The sequence below is a fragment of the Sphingomonas sp. CFBP 13733 genome (genome assembly GCF_014841795.1).
Lineage (GTDB): Bacteria > Pseudomonadota > Alphaproteobacteria > Sphingomonadales > Sphingomonadaceae > Sphingomonas > Sphingomonas aerolata.
The window spans coordinates 358,582-376,237 of the sequence record NZ_JACYUP010000004.1; the positions used below are offsets into that span (position 1 = coordinate 358,582).

Genomic DNA, 17,656 nt, shown 5'->3' on the forward strand with positions numbered 1-17,656 from the left:
TTGCTCCGGACGCCCTTTCTCTGTCAGCGCCGTGGCGAAGCCACGTCGTCGGTCGTCGCCATAGGCGACNGCTCAGCCGCTGTAGTACATGTCATACTCGACCGGGCTCGGCGTCATTTCCCAACGCGCGACTTCGGCACGCTTGATCTCGACATAGCTCTCGATCTGATCCTTCGAGAACACGTCACCCTTGAGCAGGAAGTCGTGATCCGCGAGCAGGCAGTCGAGCGCCTCGCGGAGCGAACCCGCGACGGTCGGGACCTGGGCGAGTTCTGCGGGCGGCAGGTCGTACAGGTTCTTGTCCATCGCTTCGCCCGGATGGATCTTGTTCAGGATGCCGTCCATGCCCGCCATCATCAGCGCCGCATAAGCGAGATACGGGTTGGCGAGCGCGTCAGGGAAGCGCACTTCGACGCGCTTCGCCTTGGGGCCGGTGCCGTACGGAATGCGGCACGAGGCCGAGCGGTTGCGCGCCGAATAGGCGAGCAGCACGGGCGCTTCGTAGCCGGGGACGAGGCGCTTGTAGCTGTTGGTCGTCGGGTTGGTGAACGCGTTGACCGCCTTGGCATGCTTGATGATGCCGCCGATGAAATACAGGCACATGTCGCTGAGGCCCGCATAGCCGTTGCCGGCGAACAGCGGGGTCTTGCCATCCCAGATCGAGAAGTGCGTGTGCATCCCCGAACCGTTATCTTCCTTGATCGGCTTGGGCATGAACGTCGCCGTCTTGCCGTATGCGTGCGCGACCTGGTGGACGACGTACTTGTAAATCTGCATGCGATCCGCGGTCTGCGTCAGCGTGCCGAAGGTCAGGCCCAGCTCATGCTGCGCGGCCGCGACCTCGTGGTGATGCTTGTCGCAGGGCAGGCCCATCTCGATCATCGTCGAGACCATCTCGCCGCGGATGTCGACGGCGCTGTCGACCGGCGCGACCGGGAAATAGCCGCCCTTGGCACGCGGACGGTGGCCGAGGTTGCCGCCCTCATATTCGCGGCCCGAATTGCCCGGCAGCTCGATGTCGTCGATCTTGTAATAGCTGGTCGAATAGCTGTTCTCGAAGCGGACGTCGTCGAACATGAAGAATTCGGCTTCGGGGCCGACATAGACGGTGTCGCCGACGCCGGTGGTCAGCAGATACGCCTCGGCGCGCTTGGCGGTCGAGCGCGGATCGCGGGCGTAGAGCTCGCCGGTCGACGGATCGGCGATGTCGCAGATCAGGATCATCATCGGCGTCGCCGAGAACGGATCGACATAGACCGCGTCGAGATCGGGCTTGAGCGTCATGTCGCTCTCGTTGATCGCCTTCCAGCCCTCGATCGACGAGCCGTCGAACATCAGGCCGTCGGTCAGTTCGTCTTCACCGATCAGGCTGGCGACCATAGTGAGATGCTGCCACTTTCCCTTGGGATCGGTGAAGCGCAGATCGACCCACTCGATCTCCTGGTCCTTGATCATCTTCAGGACGTCGTTGGCCGAATTTGCCATGATGCTAAGCCCTCTTTGCTCGATAGGTCGGCAGATATGCCGGAAATGATAGTGCGGCGCAGCGCGCTAATTCCACAGATTGTTGCGCCGCGTCAAATGAAGTCGGTGTCAGTAAAGCCGTTAAATCGCGTCGTCGTCGCGCTCGCCGGTGCGGATACGCAGCGCGCTTTCGACGGGAATGACGAAGATCTTGCCGTCGCCGATCCGGCCGGTCTGCGCGGCTGCGGCAATCGCCTCGACGACGCGCTGTGCCAGACCATCCGCGACGACGACCTCGAGTTTCACCTTGGGCAGGAAGTCGACGACATATTCGGCGCCACGATACAGCTCGGTATGGCCCTTCTGCCGGCCAAAGCCCTTGGCCTCGGTCACGGTGATGCCGCTTACGCCGATCTCGTGCAGCGCTTCCTTCACCTCATCAAGCTTGAACGGCTTGATGATGGCTTCGATCTTTTTCACAGGTACGCCCCCGATTGTCGTTGAAACCAACGCCCTACAGGGCGCCTTGCACCAAACGTGCCAGTTGTCGCCACTTCGGGCAACGGCCGATTCACCCGTAAACCCTGCCCGAAAATACAGCATCCGGAACGGATGTGCACGATGCGGGGGCAGCGATCACAGAATTTCGTGCAGCCGCGCGATGGGCCGTCCGAGGCGGACGCCCTTGTCGGTCTCGACCAGTGGGCGTTCGATCAGCAGCGGATCGATCATCATCGCGTCGAGGATCGCTTCGGCGTCGCCATGCTTGACCGCCTTCGCGCCGTCCTCTGCCATGCGCAGGCCCTGGCGCGGCGTCATGCCTGCGCGGTCGTAGAGACGGACGAGTTCGGCGCGCGACGGGGGAGTCTTCAGATATTCGACGATCGTGACGTCCGCACCGGCCTCTTGCAACAGCGCGAGCGCCTCGCGAGACTTGGAGCATTTCGGATTGTGGTAGATCGTCGCCTTCACGAATGCTCCGTCGTCATTGGACTGACCTCGGCCAGACCATGTGTCCCGCCCGGTTCTTGTTCTCCCGCCTTCGCGGGAGAACATTCTAAGTGGCAGGAGCGCTTACGCCCCCTGCTTGGCGAGCCACTCTTCCAGCCACTTGATCGTGTACGCGCCCTCCTGGAATTCAGGATCGTCGAGCAGTGCACGATGCAGGGGAATCGTCGTCGTGACGCCCTCGATCACCATCTCCTCGAGCGCACGCCGCAACCGTCGCAGCGCGCCCTGACGCGTCGCGCCGTAGACGATCAGCTTGGCGACCATCGAGTCGTAATAAGGCGGCACACGGTAGCCGGCATAGAGTCCGCTATCGACACGGACATGCATTCCGCCGGGCGCATGATAGAGCTTCACCAGCCCCGGCGACGGCGCGAAGGTGCGCGGATCCTCGGCATTGATGCGACATTCGATCGCATGGCCGCGGAACTGCACATCTTCCTGGCGCAGCGTCAGCGGATGCCCCTCGGCGATGCGGATCTGTTCGCGCACCAGGTCGAGGCCGGTGATCATCTCGGTCACCGGATGCTCGACCTGAAGCCGGGTGTTCATCTCGATAAAGTAGAACTCACCCGCTTCCCACAGGAACTCGATCGTCCCCGCGCCACGATAGCCCATGTCGGCCATCGCCTTGGCGACGATGCCGCCCATCCGCTCGCGCTCTTCCGCGGTGATGATCGGCGAGGGGGCTTCCTCGAGCACCTTCTGGTGGCGGCGCTGGAGCGAGCAGTCGCGCTCGCCGAGATGGATCGCGTTGCCCTCGCCGTCACCGAAGATCTGGAATTCAATATGCCGCGGATTGCCGAGGTATTTTTCCATGTAGACGGTGGCGTCGCCAAACGCGGCCTTCGCCTCGCTGCCGGCTTGCTGCATCTGCGTTTCGAGGTCTTCGGCGTCGGTGACGACCTTCATCCCGCGACCGCCGCCGCCAGAGGCCGCCTTGATGATCACCGGATAACCGATCTCGTCGGCGATCCGCTTGGCCTCGGCGATGTCGCTGATCGCGCCGTCCGAGCCGGGGACGAGCGGCAGCCCGAGCGCGCCTGCGGTGCGCTTGGCCTGGACCTTGTCGCCCATCGTGCGGATGTGCTCGGGCTTCGGGCCGACGAACAGGATGTTGTGCAGCTCGACGATCTCGGCGAACTGGGCATTCTCGCTGAGAAAGCCGTAGCCCGGATGGATCGCGTCCGCGCCGCTGATCTCGGCGGCGGAGATGATGTTGGGGATGTTCAGATAGCTGTCGGTGGCCGACGGCGGTCCGATGCAGATCGCCTCGTCCGCAAGCCTTACGTGCATCGCGTCGGCGTCGGCGGTCGAATGGACCGCCACCGTCTTGATGCCCATCTCATGGCAGGCACGGTGGATCCGCAGCGCGATCTCGCCGCGGTTCGCAATGAGCAGCTTCTTGATTTGCTTCATTATTCGACCACGACCAGCGGCTGGTCGAATTCGACCGGCTGGCCGTTCTCGACGAGGATCGCGGTGACGGTACCGGCCGAGGGCGCGACGATCGTGTTCATCACCTTCATCGCCTCGATGATCAGCAGCGTGTCACCCGCATTGACCTTCTGGCCGACGGTCGAGAACGGTTTCGCTTCGGGGTTGGCGGCCAGATAGACCGTGCCGACCATCGGCGACTTGACGGCGCTCGCGCTGATCGCCGGGGCGGACGCGCCGACCTCAGCCTGCGGGATCGCCAGCGGTGCGGAGACGGCGGGCGCCGCAGGGGCGGGGGCATAGTGCGCGACGGGCGCGGCCTGCGCCGCCTTGCGTGCGACGCGGATGCGGCGCGAGCCGTCCTCGACTTCGATCTCGGTCAGCTGCGTGGTGTCGAGCAGTTCGGCGAGCTGGCGCACCAGGGTCACATCGACCTGCATTGCGCCTGTTGTTTCTGGTGTATCGGTCATGGCGGGGCCTCCTGTCAGAACCGTGCGACGGCTTCAAGCGCGAGCAGATACGAAAGCGCGCCGAAACCCGCGATCGTTCCCTTCGCCGCCTGTCCGACCAGGCTGACGTGCCTGAACGATTCGCGGGCGTGGGGATTGGAAAGATGGACCTCGATCACCGGTGTCTTCACGCCCTTGATCGCGTCATGGACCGCGACCGAGGTATGCGTGAATGCGCCGGCGTTGAGGATCACCGCCTTCGCGCCGCGCGCCTGCGCCTCCTGGATCCAGTCGACGAGGTGCCCTTCGTGATTCGACTGGCGCATGTCGATCGTCAGGTCGAGTTCGCACGCGCGATCCTCAAGCTGGCCGGCGATGTCGTCGAGCGTCTCGTCGCCGTAAATCTCCGGCTCTCGCGTCCCCAGAAGGTTGAGGTTGGGGCCGTTCAGGACGAAGATTGTCGCAGGGACGGTGGCAGGGACTGTCGCGGGCAAAGGCTGCTCCTGGTTGCAGGGGCGGCAAACCACCCTCTATATGCACCCCCCTTACCCGTTCGTGTCGAGCGAAGTCGAGACATGAGACCGGCAGCGGACGGGTGGTTTCCTGACTTCGGTCGAAACGAACGGAAAACTCTGCATGCCCCACTCCGACGGCACCGTCTCGATCACCGTGAACGGCGAGCACAAGCGTGTTTCCACCGGCCTCAGCCTTGCGGGGCTCGCGACCGAGCTGGGCCTCATCCCTGAAAAGATCGCGGTCGAACGCAATATGGAGGTGGTGCCGCGTTCGACGCTGGCGGACGTGATGGTCGAGGATGGCGACGACCTCGAGATCGTGCACTTCGTCGGCGGCGGCGATCATGCCGCGGCGATCGACACCGACAGCTGGACGGTCGCCGGCCGCACCTTCCGCTCGCGACTGATCGTCGGCACCGGCAAGTACAAGGACTTCGCGCAGAACGCCGCCGCGGTCGAGGCCTCGGGGGCAGAGATCGTCACCGTCGCGGTGCGCCGCGTCAACGTGTCGGATCGCAATGCGCCGATGCTGACCGACTTCATCGACCCGAAAAAGATCACCTACCTACCCAACACCGCGGGCTGTTTCGATGCCGAATCGGCGATCCGGACGCTGCGGCTGGCACGCGAGGCGGGCGGCTGGGAGCTGGTGAAGCTCGAGGTGCTCGGCGAGGCGAAGACGCTTTATCCCGACATGGTCGAAACGCTGCGCGCGACCGAGATCCTGGCGAACGAGGGCTTCAAGCCGATGGTCTATTGCGTCGATGATCCGATCGCTACCAAGCGGCTTGAGAATGCGGGCGCGGTCGCGATCATGCCGCTGGGCGCGCCGATCGGCTCGGGTCTGGGTATCCAGAACCGCGTGACGATCCGGCTGATCGTCGAGGGGGCAGGGGTGCCCGTGCTTGTCGATGCGGGCGTCGGCACGGCATCGGATGCGGCGGTGGCGATGGAGCTTGGCTGCGACGGCGTGCTGATGAACACCGCGATCGCCGAGGCGAAGGATCCGCTGATGATGGCGGCGGCGATGAAATCCGCAGTCGAATCGGGGCGGCTTGCCTATCGCGCGGGGCGGATGGGGCAGCGGCGTTATGCCGATCCCTCGAGCCCGCTTGCCGGCCTGATCTGACACCATGACGCAAACGTCACGGAACCCTCGATAAAGACGGCCGTTATAGTCTCACAAGTTCAGAGCGGTACGATTGGCGTATCGCACAACATAGTGGAGGCTCTCATGGGCGAATTCACCGATAAGGTCGCGGCCGCAGGCAACAAAGTCGCAGGCAACGTCAAGGAAGCCGTGGGCAAGGCAACCGACAACGACCGTATGGTCGCAGAAGGCGAAGCACAGCAGGCCAAGGGTACTGCGCAGAACGTCAAGGGCAGCGTCAAGGGCGCACTCGGCGACGACATCTAAGCTTAGGCTTGATGACAGAAATATGGCCGCTTCGGGAAACCGAGGCGGCCTTTTCTTTGGCGTCGCCGTCGCGCGCCGCGCGGGACCTGGTAATGGTGTCGCTGCACATCAGGACAGCCAAATGATCAAGCGAGATACTCCATGACCCTGCCGACCCGCAGCTACGCCGCCTTCCTGTTCGACATGGACGGAACGATCCTGACGTCGATCGCATCTGCCGAGCGGACCTGGACGGCATGGGCGATCGCGCACGGCCTGGATGTCGCGACCTTCCTGCCGACGATTCACGGCGTTCAATCGGTCGAGACGGTTCGGCGGCTGGGTCTGCCCGGCGTCGACCCGGTCGTCGAAGCGGCTGCGATCACTGCCGCCGAGATGGAGGATGTCGGGGACATTACCCCGATCCGTGGTGCGGCTGATTTCCTCGCGACACTGCCGGCTGGGCGCTGGACGATCGTGACCTCGGCACCGCGCGCGCTGGCCGAGCGGCGTCTTGCTGCCGCGGGTCTGGCGATCCCGGCGCAGTTCATCGCGGCCGAGGACGTCGCGAACGGCAAGCCCGCGCCCGACTGTTTCCTGCTGGCCGCCGAGCGTCTGGGTGTACCAGCATCCGACTGTCTTGTCTTCGAGGATGCACCGGCAGGTATTGCGGCAGCCGATGCCGCGGGATCCGATGTCGTCGTCATCACGGCAACGCATGGCCGCGACCACCGCGTGGACGCAGCGCGGCATGCGATTGTGGATTATGACGGTGTTGAGCTTACGGCCGACGGTCTTGGTCGCTGGCGGCTTGGCCGCGAATAAGGGCTGGATCATGACATCGTCGGTCCGGCCGCATGACGGGTAACTATCCGAGATTGATCTGTTTTCGACGCATTATGGATATACACTGGTAATGAGTTGAGCGCAGGATCGGCGGATGGAATTTCCGGTGCGACCAGCCAAGCTCGAACGCTTCATGGACGACCAGGCCGTACTCGCGCGCATCGCACCGAACCCCGCGGTCGCGCAGATGCACCGCGACCTCGAACGATATTATCGCGAGCAACTGGATCAGGCGCTGCGCCTGATCTGATCGCAGGGGCCGTAACCGGCCCGGGCCTGGATCAGAATAACTCCCCCTGCGGCCCCTGTGGCGCGCGGAACAGGTCACACCGCAGTCCGACCCGTTCCGCGTTCAGCCCGTGCTTGCGCACGGCGATGTCGAACCTGGTCTTCAGCAAGTCCGCCCAGGGCCCTTGCCCCTTCATCCGGCTGCCGAATCCCGGATCATTGTCGCGTCCGCCGCGGATCGACTGGATCGTCGCCATGACCTTGCTGGCGCGATCGGGAAAATGCGCGTCCAGCCATGCCCGGAACAGCGGCGCGACTTCCCAGGGCAGGCGGACCGGGATGAAGAACGCAAAACGCGCACCGGCCTGTGCGGCGCGCGCGATCAGATGTTCGATCTCGTGATCGGTGATCGCGGGGATCACCGGCGCGATCGAGACATAGACCGGCACGCCCGCCGCCGCGAGCGCGCTGACCGCCGCAAGCCGTCGCTCGGGATGCGGCGCGCGGGGTTCGAGCGTTGCCGCGATCTTAGGATCGAGCGAGGTGATCGACATGGCGACCGCGGCCAGACCCTTTGCCGCCATCGGGGCGAGCAGATCGAGATCGCGGATGACGCGATCCGACTTGGTCGTGATCGTCAGCGGGTGGTTGGTCTCCGCCAGCACCTCGATGATGCCGCGTGTGATCCGCCAGTCGGCTTCGATCGGCTGATAGGGATCGGTGTTGGTTCCTAGCGCCATCGGCCGCGCGCTGTACCCCGGTTTCGCCAGTTCGGCCCGGAGCAGCGCGGCGGCGTCGGGTTTGGCGAACAGCCGGCTTTCGAAATCGAGGCCGGGCGACAGATCGTGAAACGCGTGGCTCGGCCTGGCAAAGCAATAGATGCAGCCATGCTCGCAGCCGCGGTAGGGATTGATCGAACGGTCGAAGGGGATGTCAGGCGATGCATTGCGACTGATGATCGTCCTGGCCCGCTCGACCGTGACGGTCGTCCGCAGCCGGGGTGCCGCGCCGTCGATCGCATCGCGCGCATCAAGCCAGTCGCCGTCCGCCTCGGTCTGCGGAAGGTTGAAGCGCGTGCTTTCGCCGTTCAGCGTCGCGCCGCGTACCGGGCGGGGTCTGGTCATGCCCGATCCTAGCATCGGGCGAGGAACGAAGAAAGAACAAACGGGCAGCGTCCCCGACGCCGCCCGGTGTCGTCATGCGCGTTCAGAACCTGACGCCGAACCCCGCGATGGCCTGGTGGCGGCTGAAATCGAGGCTGGTCTTGGTCGTGCCGTCGACCACTTCATAGCCGTTATAATCGGTGTAGACATATTCGAGCTTGCCGTAGAAGCGCGACGAAAACGCGATCTGGATACCGGCCCCCGCGTGGAAGCCGCTGAGCGAGTCGGACCCCGCGACGTTGTTTTCTTCAACCGTCGCGTTGCGGTTGCTCAGGCGCAACCGGCCGCTCGAAAAGCCACCCTTCACATACAGAAGCGTCGCCGGGGACAGGAGATAGCCGCCGCGGGCGCCGACGGTGATGTTGCGGTTCGCGGCGATGCAGGTGCGATCGCCCACGCTCACGATGTCGTTCTCGCACTCCTTCGCGCTCGACCCTTCGAGGCCGGCATAGACGCCGAGCACCGCGCTGACATTGACCTGCGCGTCATAGCCGACCTCGCCGCCATAGGTGACGCCGCTCTTGCCGACGCGGACGCTCGCCGAATCGCTCCCCGCGTCGATGTTCAGTTCGGAAATGACGCGTTCATAGCCGATCCGCGGTTCGACCCGCAGCCCCGAGACCTGGCTCGCAGGATTGCCGCGCGAATCGCGGTCGAATCGGTCATAGGCGCGACCGTCATAGGTCCGGCCGTCGGACGACTGCGCCACGACCGGCGTGGCGGCGGTCCCGGCTGCGACGAGCGCGAGCAGGTAGATTTTACGCATACTGATACTTCCCCCTTGCCGTCCGTCGTCGTCGACGGGCCGGTACCTGCCTGGTATCGCGCGGGAATGCTGACAGGACGTTAACCGGAAGCGCGGCAGGCCGGGTAAGGCGCCGCGGATGGTCGCGCGGCGGTTTTGCGCGTAGAACGGGTCATGGCAGAGAATCTGACGACGGTGGAGCGGGCCTTCGAACTTGCGCGGTCCGGCGAGTGCGATTCGGTCAACGGTCTGCGCCAGCGATTGCGCCGCGAGGGGTATGACGCGGTGCATCTCCACCTCCACGGCGCGGCGATCAACAAGCAGCTTGTCGATCTGATCCACGCCGCGAGAGGCTGAACGCCACACTCATTTCTGGGCGAGGATCAACTCCTTCGGCATGTCGAGGCCCGACGCGGCCCAGGCGGATGCGGTGCGGCAGGTGATCCGGTCGATGCGGGTGCCGGTAACCGCGGGTTCGGTCAGGCAATATTTGCGCGACTTCGCATCATATTTCAGCGTCGTCATCTGGGCCTGTGTCGCGCTTCCCCGCGGTGCGGCGTTCGCGATCGTCGGGCTGGCGGCCGTGGCGATGGCGATCGTGATGAGGGTGACGGTGCGGCCGAGCGTGCGCGTGGTTGGCAAAGCGGGCATGACGGTGTGTCCTTCCAGAAGATGAGGTCGAGCCGCCCGGGGGCGGCATGAAGACCAATGCATCTGGCGTGCCAGTTACCTACTACACTAAGACACTTCGCTTCTGCGCTCTAAAACCTCGTTTTTTTGCCCGCAGCGGCGATCAGCGCGAACTACGCCCAGCGGAAATCGCGCCATCAGTTGGGAAACGATGCCGAAACATGGCCCGTCGACGTGCGCGGTCAGCGCTCGAGCAAGCGCGGCATCAGTTCGACGAAGTTGCAGGGCCGATGCCGACTGTCGAGCTGATCGCGCAGGATCCCATCCCACCCGTCCTTCACCGCGCCGGTCGAACCCGGCAGCGCGAAGATATAGGTGCCGTGCGCGACACAGGCACAGGCCCGCGACTGCACCGTCGACGTGCCGATCGTCTTGTAGCTGAGCATCCGGAACAGCTCCCCGAACCCGGGGATCATCTTTTCGGCGACGCGCTCGACCGCCTCGGGCGTCACGTCGCGGCCGGTGACGCCGGTGCCGCCCGTGGTGATGACGCAGTCGACCGCCGGATCATCGATCCAGGCGTGGAGGCGGGCGACGATCGTCTCGACGTCATCCTTCTCGATCCGGCGGTCGGCGAGCACATGCCCTGCCTCTGCCAGCCGCGCGACGAGCGTATCGCCCGAGCGATCCTCGGCCAGCCCGCGCGTATCGGACACCGTCAGCACGGCGATCCGGACCGGCAGGAAGGTCCGGCTTTCGTCGATTGGCATAAAAGATCAGTCCGCGCGTGTGACGGTGGAGGATTGCGCACCGACGCTGGCGTTGACCGCGATCATCGGCTGATGCGCGGTGAGGCTCGCGCTCGCGCGCGCATTCGGCCGGGCGTTCATGCGGATCGCGGTCGCGCCGGGCAGGCCGGGGAAACGCGGCCACATGCCCTGTGCCAGTGCGTTGCGGCTGGTCGAGGCCTTCCGCCCACCCTGCGCCTCGTACATCCAGTAGTTGCGCAGCACGGTGGTGACGTAGCCGCGCGTCTCCCAATAAGGGATGCTTTCGATATACAGCAGCGGATCGCCATTATCGTGGACGATCGCGTTCCAGTCGCCGACCGGGCGCGGGCCCGCATTATAGGCTGCGATCACCTTGGGCAGCAGCCCGCCGGTAACGCCGGCCATGTCGCGCAGCCGTTCGAGATGCCGCTGGCCGATGTCCATGTTGGTCGACGGCTTGGTCAGCGCCTTGAGGTCGATCGACGTGCCACGTTCACGCGCGAAATCGGTCGCCGCCGCGGGCATGATCTGCATCAGACCATAAGCGCCCGCGGGGCTGCGTACCGTGTTGCGGAAGCGCGATTCCTCGAGCGTGTGCGCGTAGACCAGCGCCTTGTCGATGTGCCACCCGCTGTCAGGCGTCCAGTTCGGCGTCGGATAGCGCGCCTCGGCCGCGGTGGTGATCCCTTGCGGACAGTTGTGCGCGAGCCAGACGGTCGTCGCGGGCAGGCTGAGCGCCTCTGCGACCCGGACGAGATTGCGGAATTCGCGGGGATCGCCGATCTTCGCCTGCTGGCGGATGACGGTATCGGCCAGCTCGGTCTCGCCGACCTCGACGAGCGCAGCTGCGACGCTGACATTGGGGCGCTTCTCGACGACCTTCCAGTCGCGCGCGACGACGCCGCCAGGACCGCTGCCGCCGACCCGCGCGGGATCGGCCATGGCGAGCTGCTGGCGTGCGAGCTGGCCGTAGAAGCTTTCGCCGAACTGCGCCGCGGCCTTCAGCCGGCCCTGGATCTTGTCGGGACGTGCGCAGACCATGTCGGCGCGCGACGCCCAGTAGAGCGCCGCCGCGCGCAGGTCGACATCGCCCGCGCGTGCCGCGACGCCTTCGAACCCGGTGCCGGCGTTGGCACAATCATTCTGTCGCCACGCAGCCAGCGCGCCGACCCAGCGGGCCTGCACCGCCCATTCACCGACACCGTCTTGGCCCTTGGCGGCCATCACGCGCGCATTGGCGTCGTCACCCTGGAGGAAATAGATCCAGGCGATCTTCTGCTGCCATTCGGTCAGCGTCTCGGGCGTGAGACCGGGCGTGCTGTCGAGCAGCGACTGTGCCTCGCGGCCCATGTCGGCCTTGACGTAAGGCTGCATCTTCAGCGCGAGGTCGGCGGCGATCATATCGCCTTTGAGGCTCTTCGCGCGCACCCGACGCGGTGCGCCGTCCTGCCAGATCAAACGCTGCGCGACGGGCAGGGGGGGCAGATCGACCGCACCGCGGACCGTGGCGAGGCGTGCGATCTGTTCCGCCTCCGGCAGCTCGGGGGCCTCGTTCAGCAGCGCGACGAGCGGCGCCATCTCGATCCTTGGCGATCCCTTGGCGATGTACATCTCGGCGCGGGCGATCGCATGGAGCGGGCCGGGCTTCATGGTATCGAGCTGGATCTGCGCATCGGTCCATTTGCCGTCGCGGATCGCGCCGAAGACCGCGCGATAGGCGTCACGCTGCGCCGGATCGAGTTGATCGGGAATCTGTTCGGCGGTCGGTGCACCGGTGACGAGTCGGGCATCGCCCGTACCGCTGTCGGCGATCGGTGCCGCCAGAGCGGGCAGCGGCAATGCCGCGCAACCGAGCAGGATTGCGAGCGTGCGGGTCATGCCCGCGTCTCCTGAGACATCTGGCCCCCCATCAACATCTGCAAATCCTTCCAGGCTTCTGCCTTGGCCGCCGGCTTCTCGATCAGAAAGCGCGGGTGAAAGCTGGCGACCACGCCTGCTTCTCCGACCTTATGGCTAATTCCATGTAAACGTCCCCGCGCGGCCTGCAATTCCATCCCGAGGATGGCACGGCTCGCCGCATTGCCGAGCAGAAGCAAGCGCTTGGGCGCAACAAGTTCGATGTGATGCTTGGCGATCTCCGCCAGCCGGTCCTCGACCTCGCGCTGGATGCGACCCGCGGTCGGGCGCTTGGCGCAGACCGCCGCGACATGGACCTCCGACCGGGTCAGCCCGATCGCGGCGAGCATGCGGTCGAGCAGGCGACCCGATGCGCCGCTCAGCAATTGTCCGGCGCCGCCATTGTCCGTGCCGTCGTCGCGATCGGGGCAGTCGGCAAGCACCATGACCGTAGCGTCAGCGGGCCCCTCGGCCGCCAGCGAAATGCCGTTCCAGCCCGCCTCGGGCACATCCGCGCCGGTGCGCCAGGCCAGGAATTCGGTCAGCGACAGCGGCATCGTGGCGACCGCCACCGGCGGTGCGACGGGCACGCCGGCGGGCGCCGGCGGCGCGATAACCAGCGGTTCGGGTGCCGCGAACCAGTCGCGCGGGGCGTCGTCGACGAGCATGTCGACACCGGCATCGTGCCACCAGTCGAGCACGCTGACCGCGGCGTTGCGCCAGTCGATGGTCTGATCCGCCCCCATATGTCTCCTATGCTGCGTGGTTGACGTGGCGGTCAACTCGCGCAATCGCCTAAATAGACGCGACACGGACAAGACGGTGCCGGCCCGAGCCCGAACGAACGGGAGGGGCGGGAAGCCGGGCAGACAGGGACCATCCCCCGGGAGACGATGATGACGACACGTGAATCGATGCCCTACGACGTAGTGATCGTCGGCGCAGGTCCGGCGGGGCTTTCGGCAGCGATCCGGCTGAAACAGCTGGCGGCCGAGAAGGACGCGGACATCTCGGTCTGCGTGCTCGAAAAGGGATCCGAGGTCGGCGCGCACATCCTGTCGGGCGCGGTCATCGATCCCAAGAGCCTCGACGAGCTGCTGCCCGACTGGCGCGAGGATGGCTGTCCGCTGGCCGAGGTGCCGGTGACGGAGAACCATCACTGGATCCTCAGCAAGACGAAGAAGAGCGAGATGCCGCACTTCGTCACGCCATCGTTCATGCACAACAAGGGCACCTATACCGGCAGCCTCGGCAATCTGTGCCGCTGGATGGCGGGCAAGGCGGAGGAGCTCGGCGTCGAGATCTTCCCCGGCTTCGCGGCCGCCGAGATCCTATTCAACGACGACGGGTCGGTGAAGGGCGTCGCGACCGGCGACATGGGCGTCGCGCGCGACGGCACGCACAAGGGCGATTATACCCCGGGGCTCGAACTCCACGCCAAATACACCTTCTTTTCCGAAGGCTGCCGCGGTCACCTGACCAAGCAGCTGATCGCCAAGTTCGATCTCGCCAAGGACAGCGACCCGCAGGTCTACGGCCTGGGCATCAAGGAATTGTGGGACATCGATCCCGCGCTCCATTCGCCCGGCCGCGTCATCCATACGCAGGGCTGGCCGCTCAGCGAAACCGACGGGTCGAACGGCGGCGGCTGGATCTATCACCAGGCCAATGGCCAGGTCTCGATCGGCTTCGTCACCTGGCTGAACTACACCAACCCGCATCTGTCGCCGTTCCACGAGATGCAGCGCTGGAAGACGCATCCCGAGATCGCGGCGCTGCTGAAGGGCGCCAAGCGTGTCAGCTATGGCGCACGCGCGATCAGCGACGGCGGGCTGCAGTCGATTCCGAAGCTGGTGATGCCGGGTGCCGCACTGATCGGCGACAGCGCCGGCTTCCTCAACGTGCCGCGGATCAAGGGCACGCACACCGCGATGAAGTCGGGCATGATGGCGGCCGAGGCCGCGGTCGAGGCGATCGTGTCGCAGCGCGGGCATGACGAACTCGCCGCCTATCCGGAGGCGTTCGAGCGCAGCTGGGTGAAGAAGGAGCTGTCGGTCGTCCGCAACGTCGTGCCGCTGGTCAAGAAGTTCGGCGACATGCTCGGGTCCGGGCTTGCCGGCATCACGATGTGGCTGGAACATTGGGGTCTGAAGGTGCCGTTCACGATGCACCATCATCCCGATCACGAAAGCCTGTGGCGCAAGGATCTGGTCAAGCCGATCGTCTATCCCAAGGCGGACGGCGTGCTGACGTTCGACCGGCTGTCGTCGGTGTTCATCTCGAACACCAATCACGAGGAGGACCAGCCGGTCCACCTGACGCTGAAGGACCCGGCGGTGCCGATCGCCTACAACCTGCCGATGTACGACGAGCCCGCGCAACGCTATTGCCCGGCTGGCGTTTACGAGGTGGTGGGCGAAGAGACGGGCGATCCGAAGTTCGTGATCAACGCGCAGAACTGCGTCCACTGCAAGACCTGCGACATCAAGGACCCGACGCAGAACATCAACTGGGTCGTGCCCGAGGGCGGTGGAGGCCCCAACTATCCCAACATGTAAGTCTGTCCTGCTGGCGATCGGCCTGCTGACCGCCCCGACGGCGGCGCTGGCCGACACCGGCGGTCTCTCCGCCTATCTCAAGGCGCGCGCCGCGGATGCGGACGGGCGGGTGACGATTGCCGCGGACCAGTATGCTCGGGCACTTGCGGCGGCACCCGACGATCCGGTGATTGCGATCCGCGCCTACCGGGAGGGAATCGAGGCGGGCGACATGCCGCTCGTCGCGCGCGCGGCGGCGGTGCTGGCGAAAGCCGGAGTCGCGCCCGCGGACGCCGCACTGTTCCCGCTCGCCGCCGCCGCGCGCAAGGGCGACACCCGGGCGACCCGGACGGCGATCGCCACGCTCGGCAAGGGCCCGCTGGTGGTGCTCGCACCATCGCTGAACGCGTGGGTGGCGCGTGCCGAGCATCGTGACCCGGGCGCGGCGCTGGCGACCGCGGGCGAGGATCCGGTCGCGCGCCGCTTCGCTGCCGAGACGCGTAAGCGCATCGCCGCCGCCCCCGCGCGCCAGCCACTCGGCCTTGCCGTCGCACAGACACTCGCGGGTTTGGCGGGGGACCTTATCGCAGGGGCGCCGTCGCCGCTGGCAATCGCGCTCGCCCAGGCTGCGGTGGAAGCCGATCCGGATTATGCCCCCGCGCGAATCGTCCTTGCCGACGCGCTTGCGCATAGCGGCCGGGTCGACCGCGCGCTGGCGGTGCTCGACACGGTCGATGGCGGGGGTCCGTCCGCTGAGGCGGCGATCGCTAAGCGTCTCGAAATCCTGTCCGTGGCGGGTCGCGACGACGCTGCGCTGCGCATCGCGGGGACGCGGGCCGAGCGACCGGAGGCGGTCGCCGGCGACTGGCAGCGTTACGCCGACCTGTTGCTGACGACCGGCGATGCGGCGGCGGCGGCGCAGTGGTATGGCCGGGTTCTGGCGGCGGACCGCAGCGCGCCGGCGGCCGCGCGCGGAAGCTGGGGGGCGTGGCTGCAATATGGCGGGGCGCTTGATCAGGCGGGCCGCTGGCCCGAGGCCCGCGTCGCGCTCCGCAAGGCGGTTGCCCTCGCCCCGACGCAACCGCTCGCGCTCAATTATCTGGGATTCGCGCAGGTCGAGCATGGCGACGACATCGCGGGTTCGATTCGCCTGCTCGAGCGGGCCAGCCGGCTCGATCCCGCCAATCCGTCCGTCACCGACTCGCTCGGCTGGGCCTATCACCGCGCCGGCGATACGCGGCGCGCGCTGCCGTTGCTCGAGCGTGCCGCGCAGGCGGAGCCGACCAATGCCGAAATCGGCGATCATCTCGGTGATGCCTATTGGAGCATGGGCCGACGCTACGAGGCGCGCTATGCGTGGCAGGCCGCGATCGTCACCGGCGATGCCGAGGAGCGCGCGCGCATCGCCGCGAAGATCGACACCGGCCTGCCGATCGCTGCGCGCCGCTGACCCCTGATCCCGAGACCCCGATGCCGACGACGACCGAAACCGCACCTGCCAAGATCAATCTCGCGCTGCATGTGCGTCACCGCCGCGCGGACGGCTATCACGAGCTCGAGACGCTGTTTGCCTTTGCCGCGCATGGCGACGTCGTCACGGTGCGCACGGCGGACGCGGACAGCTTTGCCATCATCGGACCGTTCGCCGCGGCATTGCGCCCGGCGGCGGGGGGCACCGACGCTGCGCCATGGGACGGCAACCTGGTGACGGCCGCGGCGGACGCGTTCGTCGCGACGTTCGGGATCGACGCGCATCACGCGATCACGCTCGACAAGCGGCTGCCGATCGCATCGGGGATCGGTGGCGGCTCCGCCGATGCCGCGGCGACGCTGCGCGCGCTGGCGCGGTTGCACGGCGTCGCGGTGCAGGATCCGGCTCTCCACGACATTGCCGCCCGACTGGGTGCGGACGTGCCTGCGTGCCTCGTCAACCGGACGACGTTCGGGACCGGGCGCGGCGACACGCTCGTCGAGGTCGATGGGCTGGCGGGAACGCCGTTGCTGTGCGTCAATCCGGGCGTGACGGTGTCGACCGCGGCGGTATTTGGCGCGTGGGACGGGATCGACCGCGGGCCGATTGGCGAGGGGCCGCTGCTCGAACGCGCGATCGCCGGGCGGAACGACCTCGAGGCGCCGGCCTGCGTGATCGCGCCGGAGATTGGCCGCGTCCGCGCGCTGCTGGAAGCGGCGTCGGGCGTGTTGCTCGCGCGCATGTCGGGGTCGGGGGCGACCTGCTTTGCGCTGTTCGACAGCATCGCGGCCCGCGATTCCGCGGCGACGGATGCCGCTGCGCAGGGCTGGTGGACGCTGGCGTGCGCGCTGCGCTGAACGCAGGTCAAATGCCGCGTTGAAACTGTTCGGCTTTGGGACTCCGGACGCTGTAAAATCGATTGCATCGCACCAGTCGGAAGCGTCAAATCGGGATGTCCACTACCGGATCGGCGCCACGGTTTGCCGACCGGCCCAAGGTTTCTCCCAAGACGCCGAAGCGGACCAATGATGGGAGGGCGGTCACCGAAAGGCGGCCGCCCTTTTTCACATTCCCCGATGTTCCGCACTTGTTCCGTGAGAA

20 protein-coding genes are annotated in these 17,656 nt (G+C 66.1%); 8 read left to right on the forward strand and 12 right to left on the reverse strand.

Translation table 11 applies throughout. The features are described 5' to 3' along the window. Positions 1–72: 72 nt before the first annotated feature. The 6 genes from glnA to aroQ all read right to left on the reverse strand — a co-directional run bounded on the left by glnA (position 73) and on the right by aroQ (position 4,852). Positions 73–1,485: a type I glutamate--ammonia ligase gene (gene glnA, locus IFT71_RS14190; protein WP_031394506.1), complete on the reverse strand. Its 1,413-nt coding sequence runs from the start codon at positions 1,483–1,485 to the stop codon at positions 73–75. Positions 1,486–1,605: 120 nt separating this feature from the next. After that, positions 1,606–1,944: a P-II family nitrogen regulator gene (locus IFT71_RS14195; protein WP_031394505.1), complete on the reverse strand. Its 339-nt coding sequence runs from the start codon at positions 1,942–1,944 to the stop codon at positions 1,606–1,608. Positions 1,945–2,100: 156 nt separating this feature from the next. Further along, a complete protein-coding gene (locus IFT71_RS14200) occupies positions 2,101–2,436 on the reverse strand; it encodes an arsenate reductase family protein (protein ID WP_056674604.1) in 336 nt (111 codons plus the stop codon). Between the two features lie 102 nt (positions 2,437–2,538). Further along, positions 2,539–3,891 (reverse strand): acetyl-CoA carboxylase biotin carboxylase subunit, encoded by a 1,353-nt coding sequence (gene accC / locus IFT71_RS14205; protein WP_031438893.1) that lies wholly within the window; start codon positions 3,889–3,891, stop codon positions 2,539–2,541. After that, entirely contained in the window at positions 3,891–4,379 is a 489-nt protein-coding gene (gene accB / locus IFT71_RS14210; RefSeq protein ID WP_037527677.1) for an acetyl-CoA carboxylase biotin carboxyl carrier protein, read from the reverse strand. Before accB ends, accC begins: the two co-directional genes overlap by 1 nt. 14 nt (positions 4,380–4,393) lie before the next feature. Next, entirely contained in the window at positions 4,394–4,852 is a 459-nt protein-coding gene (gene aroQ / locus IFT71_RS14215) for a type II 3-dehydroquinate dehydratase (RefSeq protein WP_192141667.1), read from the reverse strand. A 142-nt stretch (positions 4,853–4,994) separates the two neighbouring features. Between aroQ and thiS the strand changes: the two genes are divergently transcribed. From thiS to IFT71_RS14235, 4 genes are all read left to right on the forward strand, one after another. Further along, entirely contained in the window at positions 4,995–6,002 is a 1,008-nt protein-coding gene (gene thiS / locus IFT71_RS14220) for a sulfur carrier protein ThiS (protein WP_082451236.1), read from the forward strand. 105 nt (positions 6,003–6,107) lie between these two features. Next, the gene (locus tag IFT71_RS14225; protein WP_031394577.1) at positions 6,108–6,290 is read left to right on the forward strand and encodes a CsbD family protein; all 183 of its coding nucleotides are present in this window, start codon (positions 6,108–6,110) and stop codon (positions 6,288–6,290) included. Positions 6,291–6,431: 141 nt separating this feature from the next. Then, positions 6,432–7,094 carry an HAD-IA family hydrolase gene (locus tag IFT71_RS14230; RefSeq protein WP_037527683.1) on the forward strand — a complete coding sequence of 221 codons (663 nt, stop codon included), beginning with the start codon at positions 6,432–6,434 and terminating at the stop codon, positions 7,092–7,094. A 115-nt stretch (positions 7,095–7,209) separates the two neighbouring features. Continuing rightward, entirely contained in the window at positions 7,210–7,365 is a 156-nt protein-coding gene (locus tag IFT71_RS14235; RefSeq protein WP_156360324.1) for a hypothetical protein, read from the forward strand. 31 nt (positions 7,366–7,396) lie between these two features. On the opposite strand, the gene IFT71_RS14240 is transcribed toward IFT71_RS14235, so the two are convergent. Both IFT71_RS14240 and IFT71_RS14245 read right to left on the reverse strand, forming a co-directional pair. Beyond that, positions 7,397–8,467, reverse strand: a complete 1,071-nt coding sequence (locus IFT71_RS14240; protein ID WP_192141669.1) for a PA0069 family radical SAM protein — start codon at positions 8,465–8,467, stop codon at positions 7,397–7,399. Between the two features lie 82 nt (positions 8,468–8,549). Beyond that, positions 8,550–9,272 carry an outer membrane protein gene (locus IFT71_RS14245; protein ID WP_192141671.1) on the reverse strand — a complete coding sequence of 241 codons (723 nt, stop codon included), beginning with the start codon at positions 9,270–9,272 and terminating at the stop codon, positions 8,550–8,552. A 153-nt stretch (positions 9,273–9,425) separates the two neighbouring features. Here IFT71_RS14245 and IFT71_RS14250 point away from each other — a divergent pair, with 153 nt between their 5' ends. Beyond that, positions 9,426–9,608 (forward strand): hypothetical protein, encoded by a 183-nt coding sequence (locus IFT71_RS14250; RefSeq protein WP_031394581.1) that lies wholly within the window; start codon positions 9,426–9,428, stop codon positions 9,606–9,608. 9 nt (positions 9,609–9,617) lie between these two features. Here the strand turns inward: IFT71_RS14250 and IFT71_RS14255 are convergent, their stop codons facing one another. The 4 genes from IFT71_RS14255 to IFT71_RS14270 all read right to left on the reverse strand — a co-directional run bounded on the left by IFT71_RS14255 (position 9,618) and on the right by IFT71_RS14270 (position 13,293). Next, positions 9,618–9,902, reverse strand: a complete 285-nt coding sequence (locus IFT71_RS14255) for a hypothetical protein (RefSeq protein WP_192097663.1) — start codon at positions 9,900–9,902, stop codon at positions 9,618–9,620. A 221-nt stretch (positions 9,903–10,123) separates the two neighbouring features. Then, positions 10,124–10,651, reverse strand: a complete 528-nt coding sequence (moaB, locus tag IFT71_RS14260; RefSeq protein ID WP_107929887.1) for a molybdenum cofactor biosynthesis protein B — start codon at positions 10,649–10,651, stop codon at positions 10,124–10,126. Between the two features lie 6 nt (positions 10,652–10,657). Beyond that, entirely contained in the window at positions 10,658–12,529 is a 1,872-nt protein-coding gene (locus tag IFT71_RS14265) for a lytic transglycosylase domain-containing protein (protein ID WP_192141673.1), read from the reverse strand. Then, a complete protein-coding gene (locus IFT71_RS14270) occupies positions 12,526–13,293 on the reverse strand; it encodes a uracil-DNA glycosylase (RefSeq protein ID WP_031394585.1) in 768 nt (255 codons plus the stop codon). The genes IFT71_RS14265 and IFT71_RS14270 overlap by 4 nt, the downstream gene beginning before the upstream one ends. Before the next feature lie 150 nt (positions 13,294–13,443). Here IFT71_RS14270 and IFT71_RS14275 point away from each other — a divergent pair, with 150 nt between their 5' ends. From IFT71_RS14275 to IFT71_RS14285, 3 genes are read left to right on the forward strand one after another with little or no spacing between them, the layout of a single operon-like run. Beyond that, positions 13,444–15,105, forward strand: coding sequence for an electron transfer flavoprotein-ubiquinone oxidoreductase (locus tag IFT71_RS14275; protein WP_031394586.1), 1,662 nt, complete (start codon positions 13,444–13,446; stop codon positions 15,103–15,105). Then, positions 15,077–16,534 carry a tetratricopeptide repeat protein gene (locus IFT71_RS14280; protein WP_342212664.1) on the forward strand — a complete coding sequence of 486 codons (1,458 nt, stop codon included), beginning with the start codon at positions 15,077–15,079 and terminating at the stop codon, positions 16,532–16,534. The genes IFT71_RS14275 and IFT71_RS14280 overlap by 29 nt, the downstream gene beginning before the upstream one ends. Positions 16,535–16,554: 20 nt before the next feature. Continuing rightward, positions 16,555–17,412, forward strand: coding sequence for a 4-(cytidine 5'-diphospho)-2-C-methyl-D-erythritol kinase (locus IFT71_RS14285; RefSeq protein WP_192141675.1), 858 nt, complete (start codon positions 16,555–16,557; stop codon positions 17,410–17,412). Positions 17,413–17,656 lie beyond the last annotated feature (244 nt).

Excerpts from the sequence above, each read along its gene's own strand:
- glnA (WP_031394506.1), bottom strand. The coding sequence starts at position 1,485 with ATGGCAAATTCGGCCAACGACGTCCTGAAGATGATCAAGGACCAGGAG.
- accC (WP_031438893.1), bottom strand. The coding sequence starts at position 3,891 with ATGAAGCAAATCAAGAAGCTGCTCATTGCGAACCGCGGCGAGATCGCG.
- accB (WP_037527677.1), bottom strand. The coding sequence starts at position 4,379 with ATGACCGATACACCAGAAACAACAGGCGCAATGCAGGTCGATGTGACC.
- thiS (WP_082451236.1), top strand. The coding sequence starts at position 4,995 with ATGCCCCACTCCGACGGCACCGTCTCGATCACCGTGAACGGCGAGCAC.
- IFT71_RS14225 (WP_031394577.1), top strand. The coding sequence starts at position 6,108 with ATGGGCGAATTCACCGATAAGGTCGCGGCCGCAGGCAACAAAGTCGCA.
- IFT71_RS14230 (WP_037527683.1), top strand. The coding sequence starts at position 6,432 with ATGACCCTGCCGACCCGCAGCTACGCCGCCTTCCTGTTCGACATGGAC.
- IFT71_RS14235 (WP_156360324.1), top strand. The coding sequence starts at position 7,210 with ATGGAATTTCCGGTGCGACCAGCCAAGCTCGAACGCTTCATGGACGAC.
- IFT71_RS14240 (WP_192141669.1), bottom strand. The coding sequence starts at position 8,467 with ATGACCAGACCCCGCCCGGTACGCGGCGCGACGCTGAACGGCGAAAGC.
- IFT71_RS14245 (WP_192141671.1), bottom strand. The coding sequence starts at position 9,272 with ATGCGTAAAATCTACCTGCTCGCGCTCGTCGCAGCCGGGACCGCCGCC.
- IFT71_RS14250 (WP_031394581.1), top strand. The coding sequence starts at position 9,426 with ATGGCAGAGAATCTGACGACGGTGGAGCGGGCCTTCGAACTTGCGCGG.
- IFT71_RS14255 (WP_192097663.1), bottom strand. The coding sequence starts at position 9,902 with ATGCCCGCTTTGCCAACCACGCGCACGCTCGGCCGCACCGTCACCCTC.
- moaB (WP_107929887.1), bottom strand. The coding sequence starts at position 10,651 with ATGCCAATCGACGAAAGCCGGACCTTCCTGCCGGTCCGGATCGCCGTG.
- IFT71_RS14265 (WP_192141673.1), bottom strand. The coding sequence starts at position 12,529 with ATGACCCGCACGCTCGCAATCCTGCTCGGTTGCGCGGCATTGCCGCTG.
- IFT71_RS14270 (WP_031394585.1), bottom strand. The coding sequence starts at position 13,293 with ATGGGGGCGGATCAGACCATCGACTGGCGCAACGCCGCGGTCAGCGTG.
- IFT71_RS14275 (WP_031394586.1), top strand. The coding sequence starts at position 13,444 with ATGACGACACGTGAATCGATGCCCTACGACGTAGTGATCGTCGGCGCA.
- IFT71_RS14285 (WP_192141675.1), top strand. The coding sequence starts at position 16,555 with ATGCCGACGACGACCGAAACCGCACCTGCCAAGATCAATCTCGCGCTG.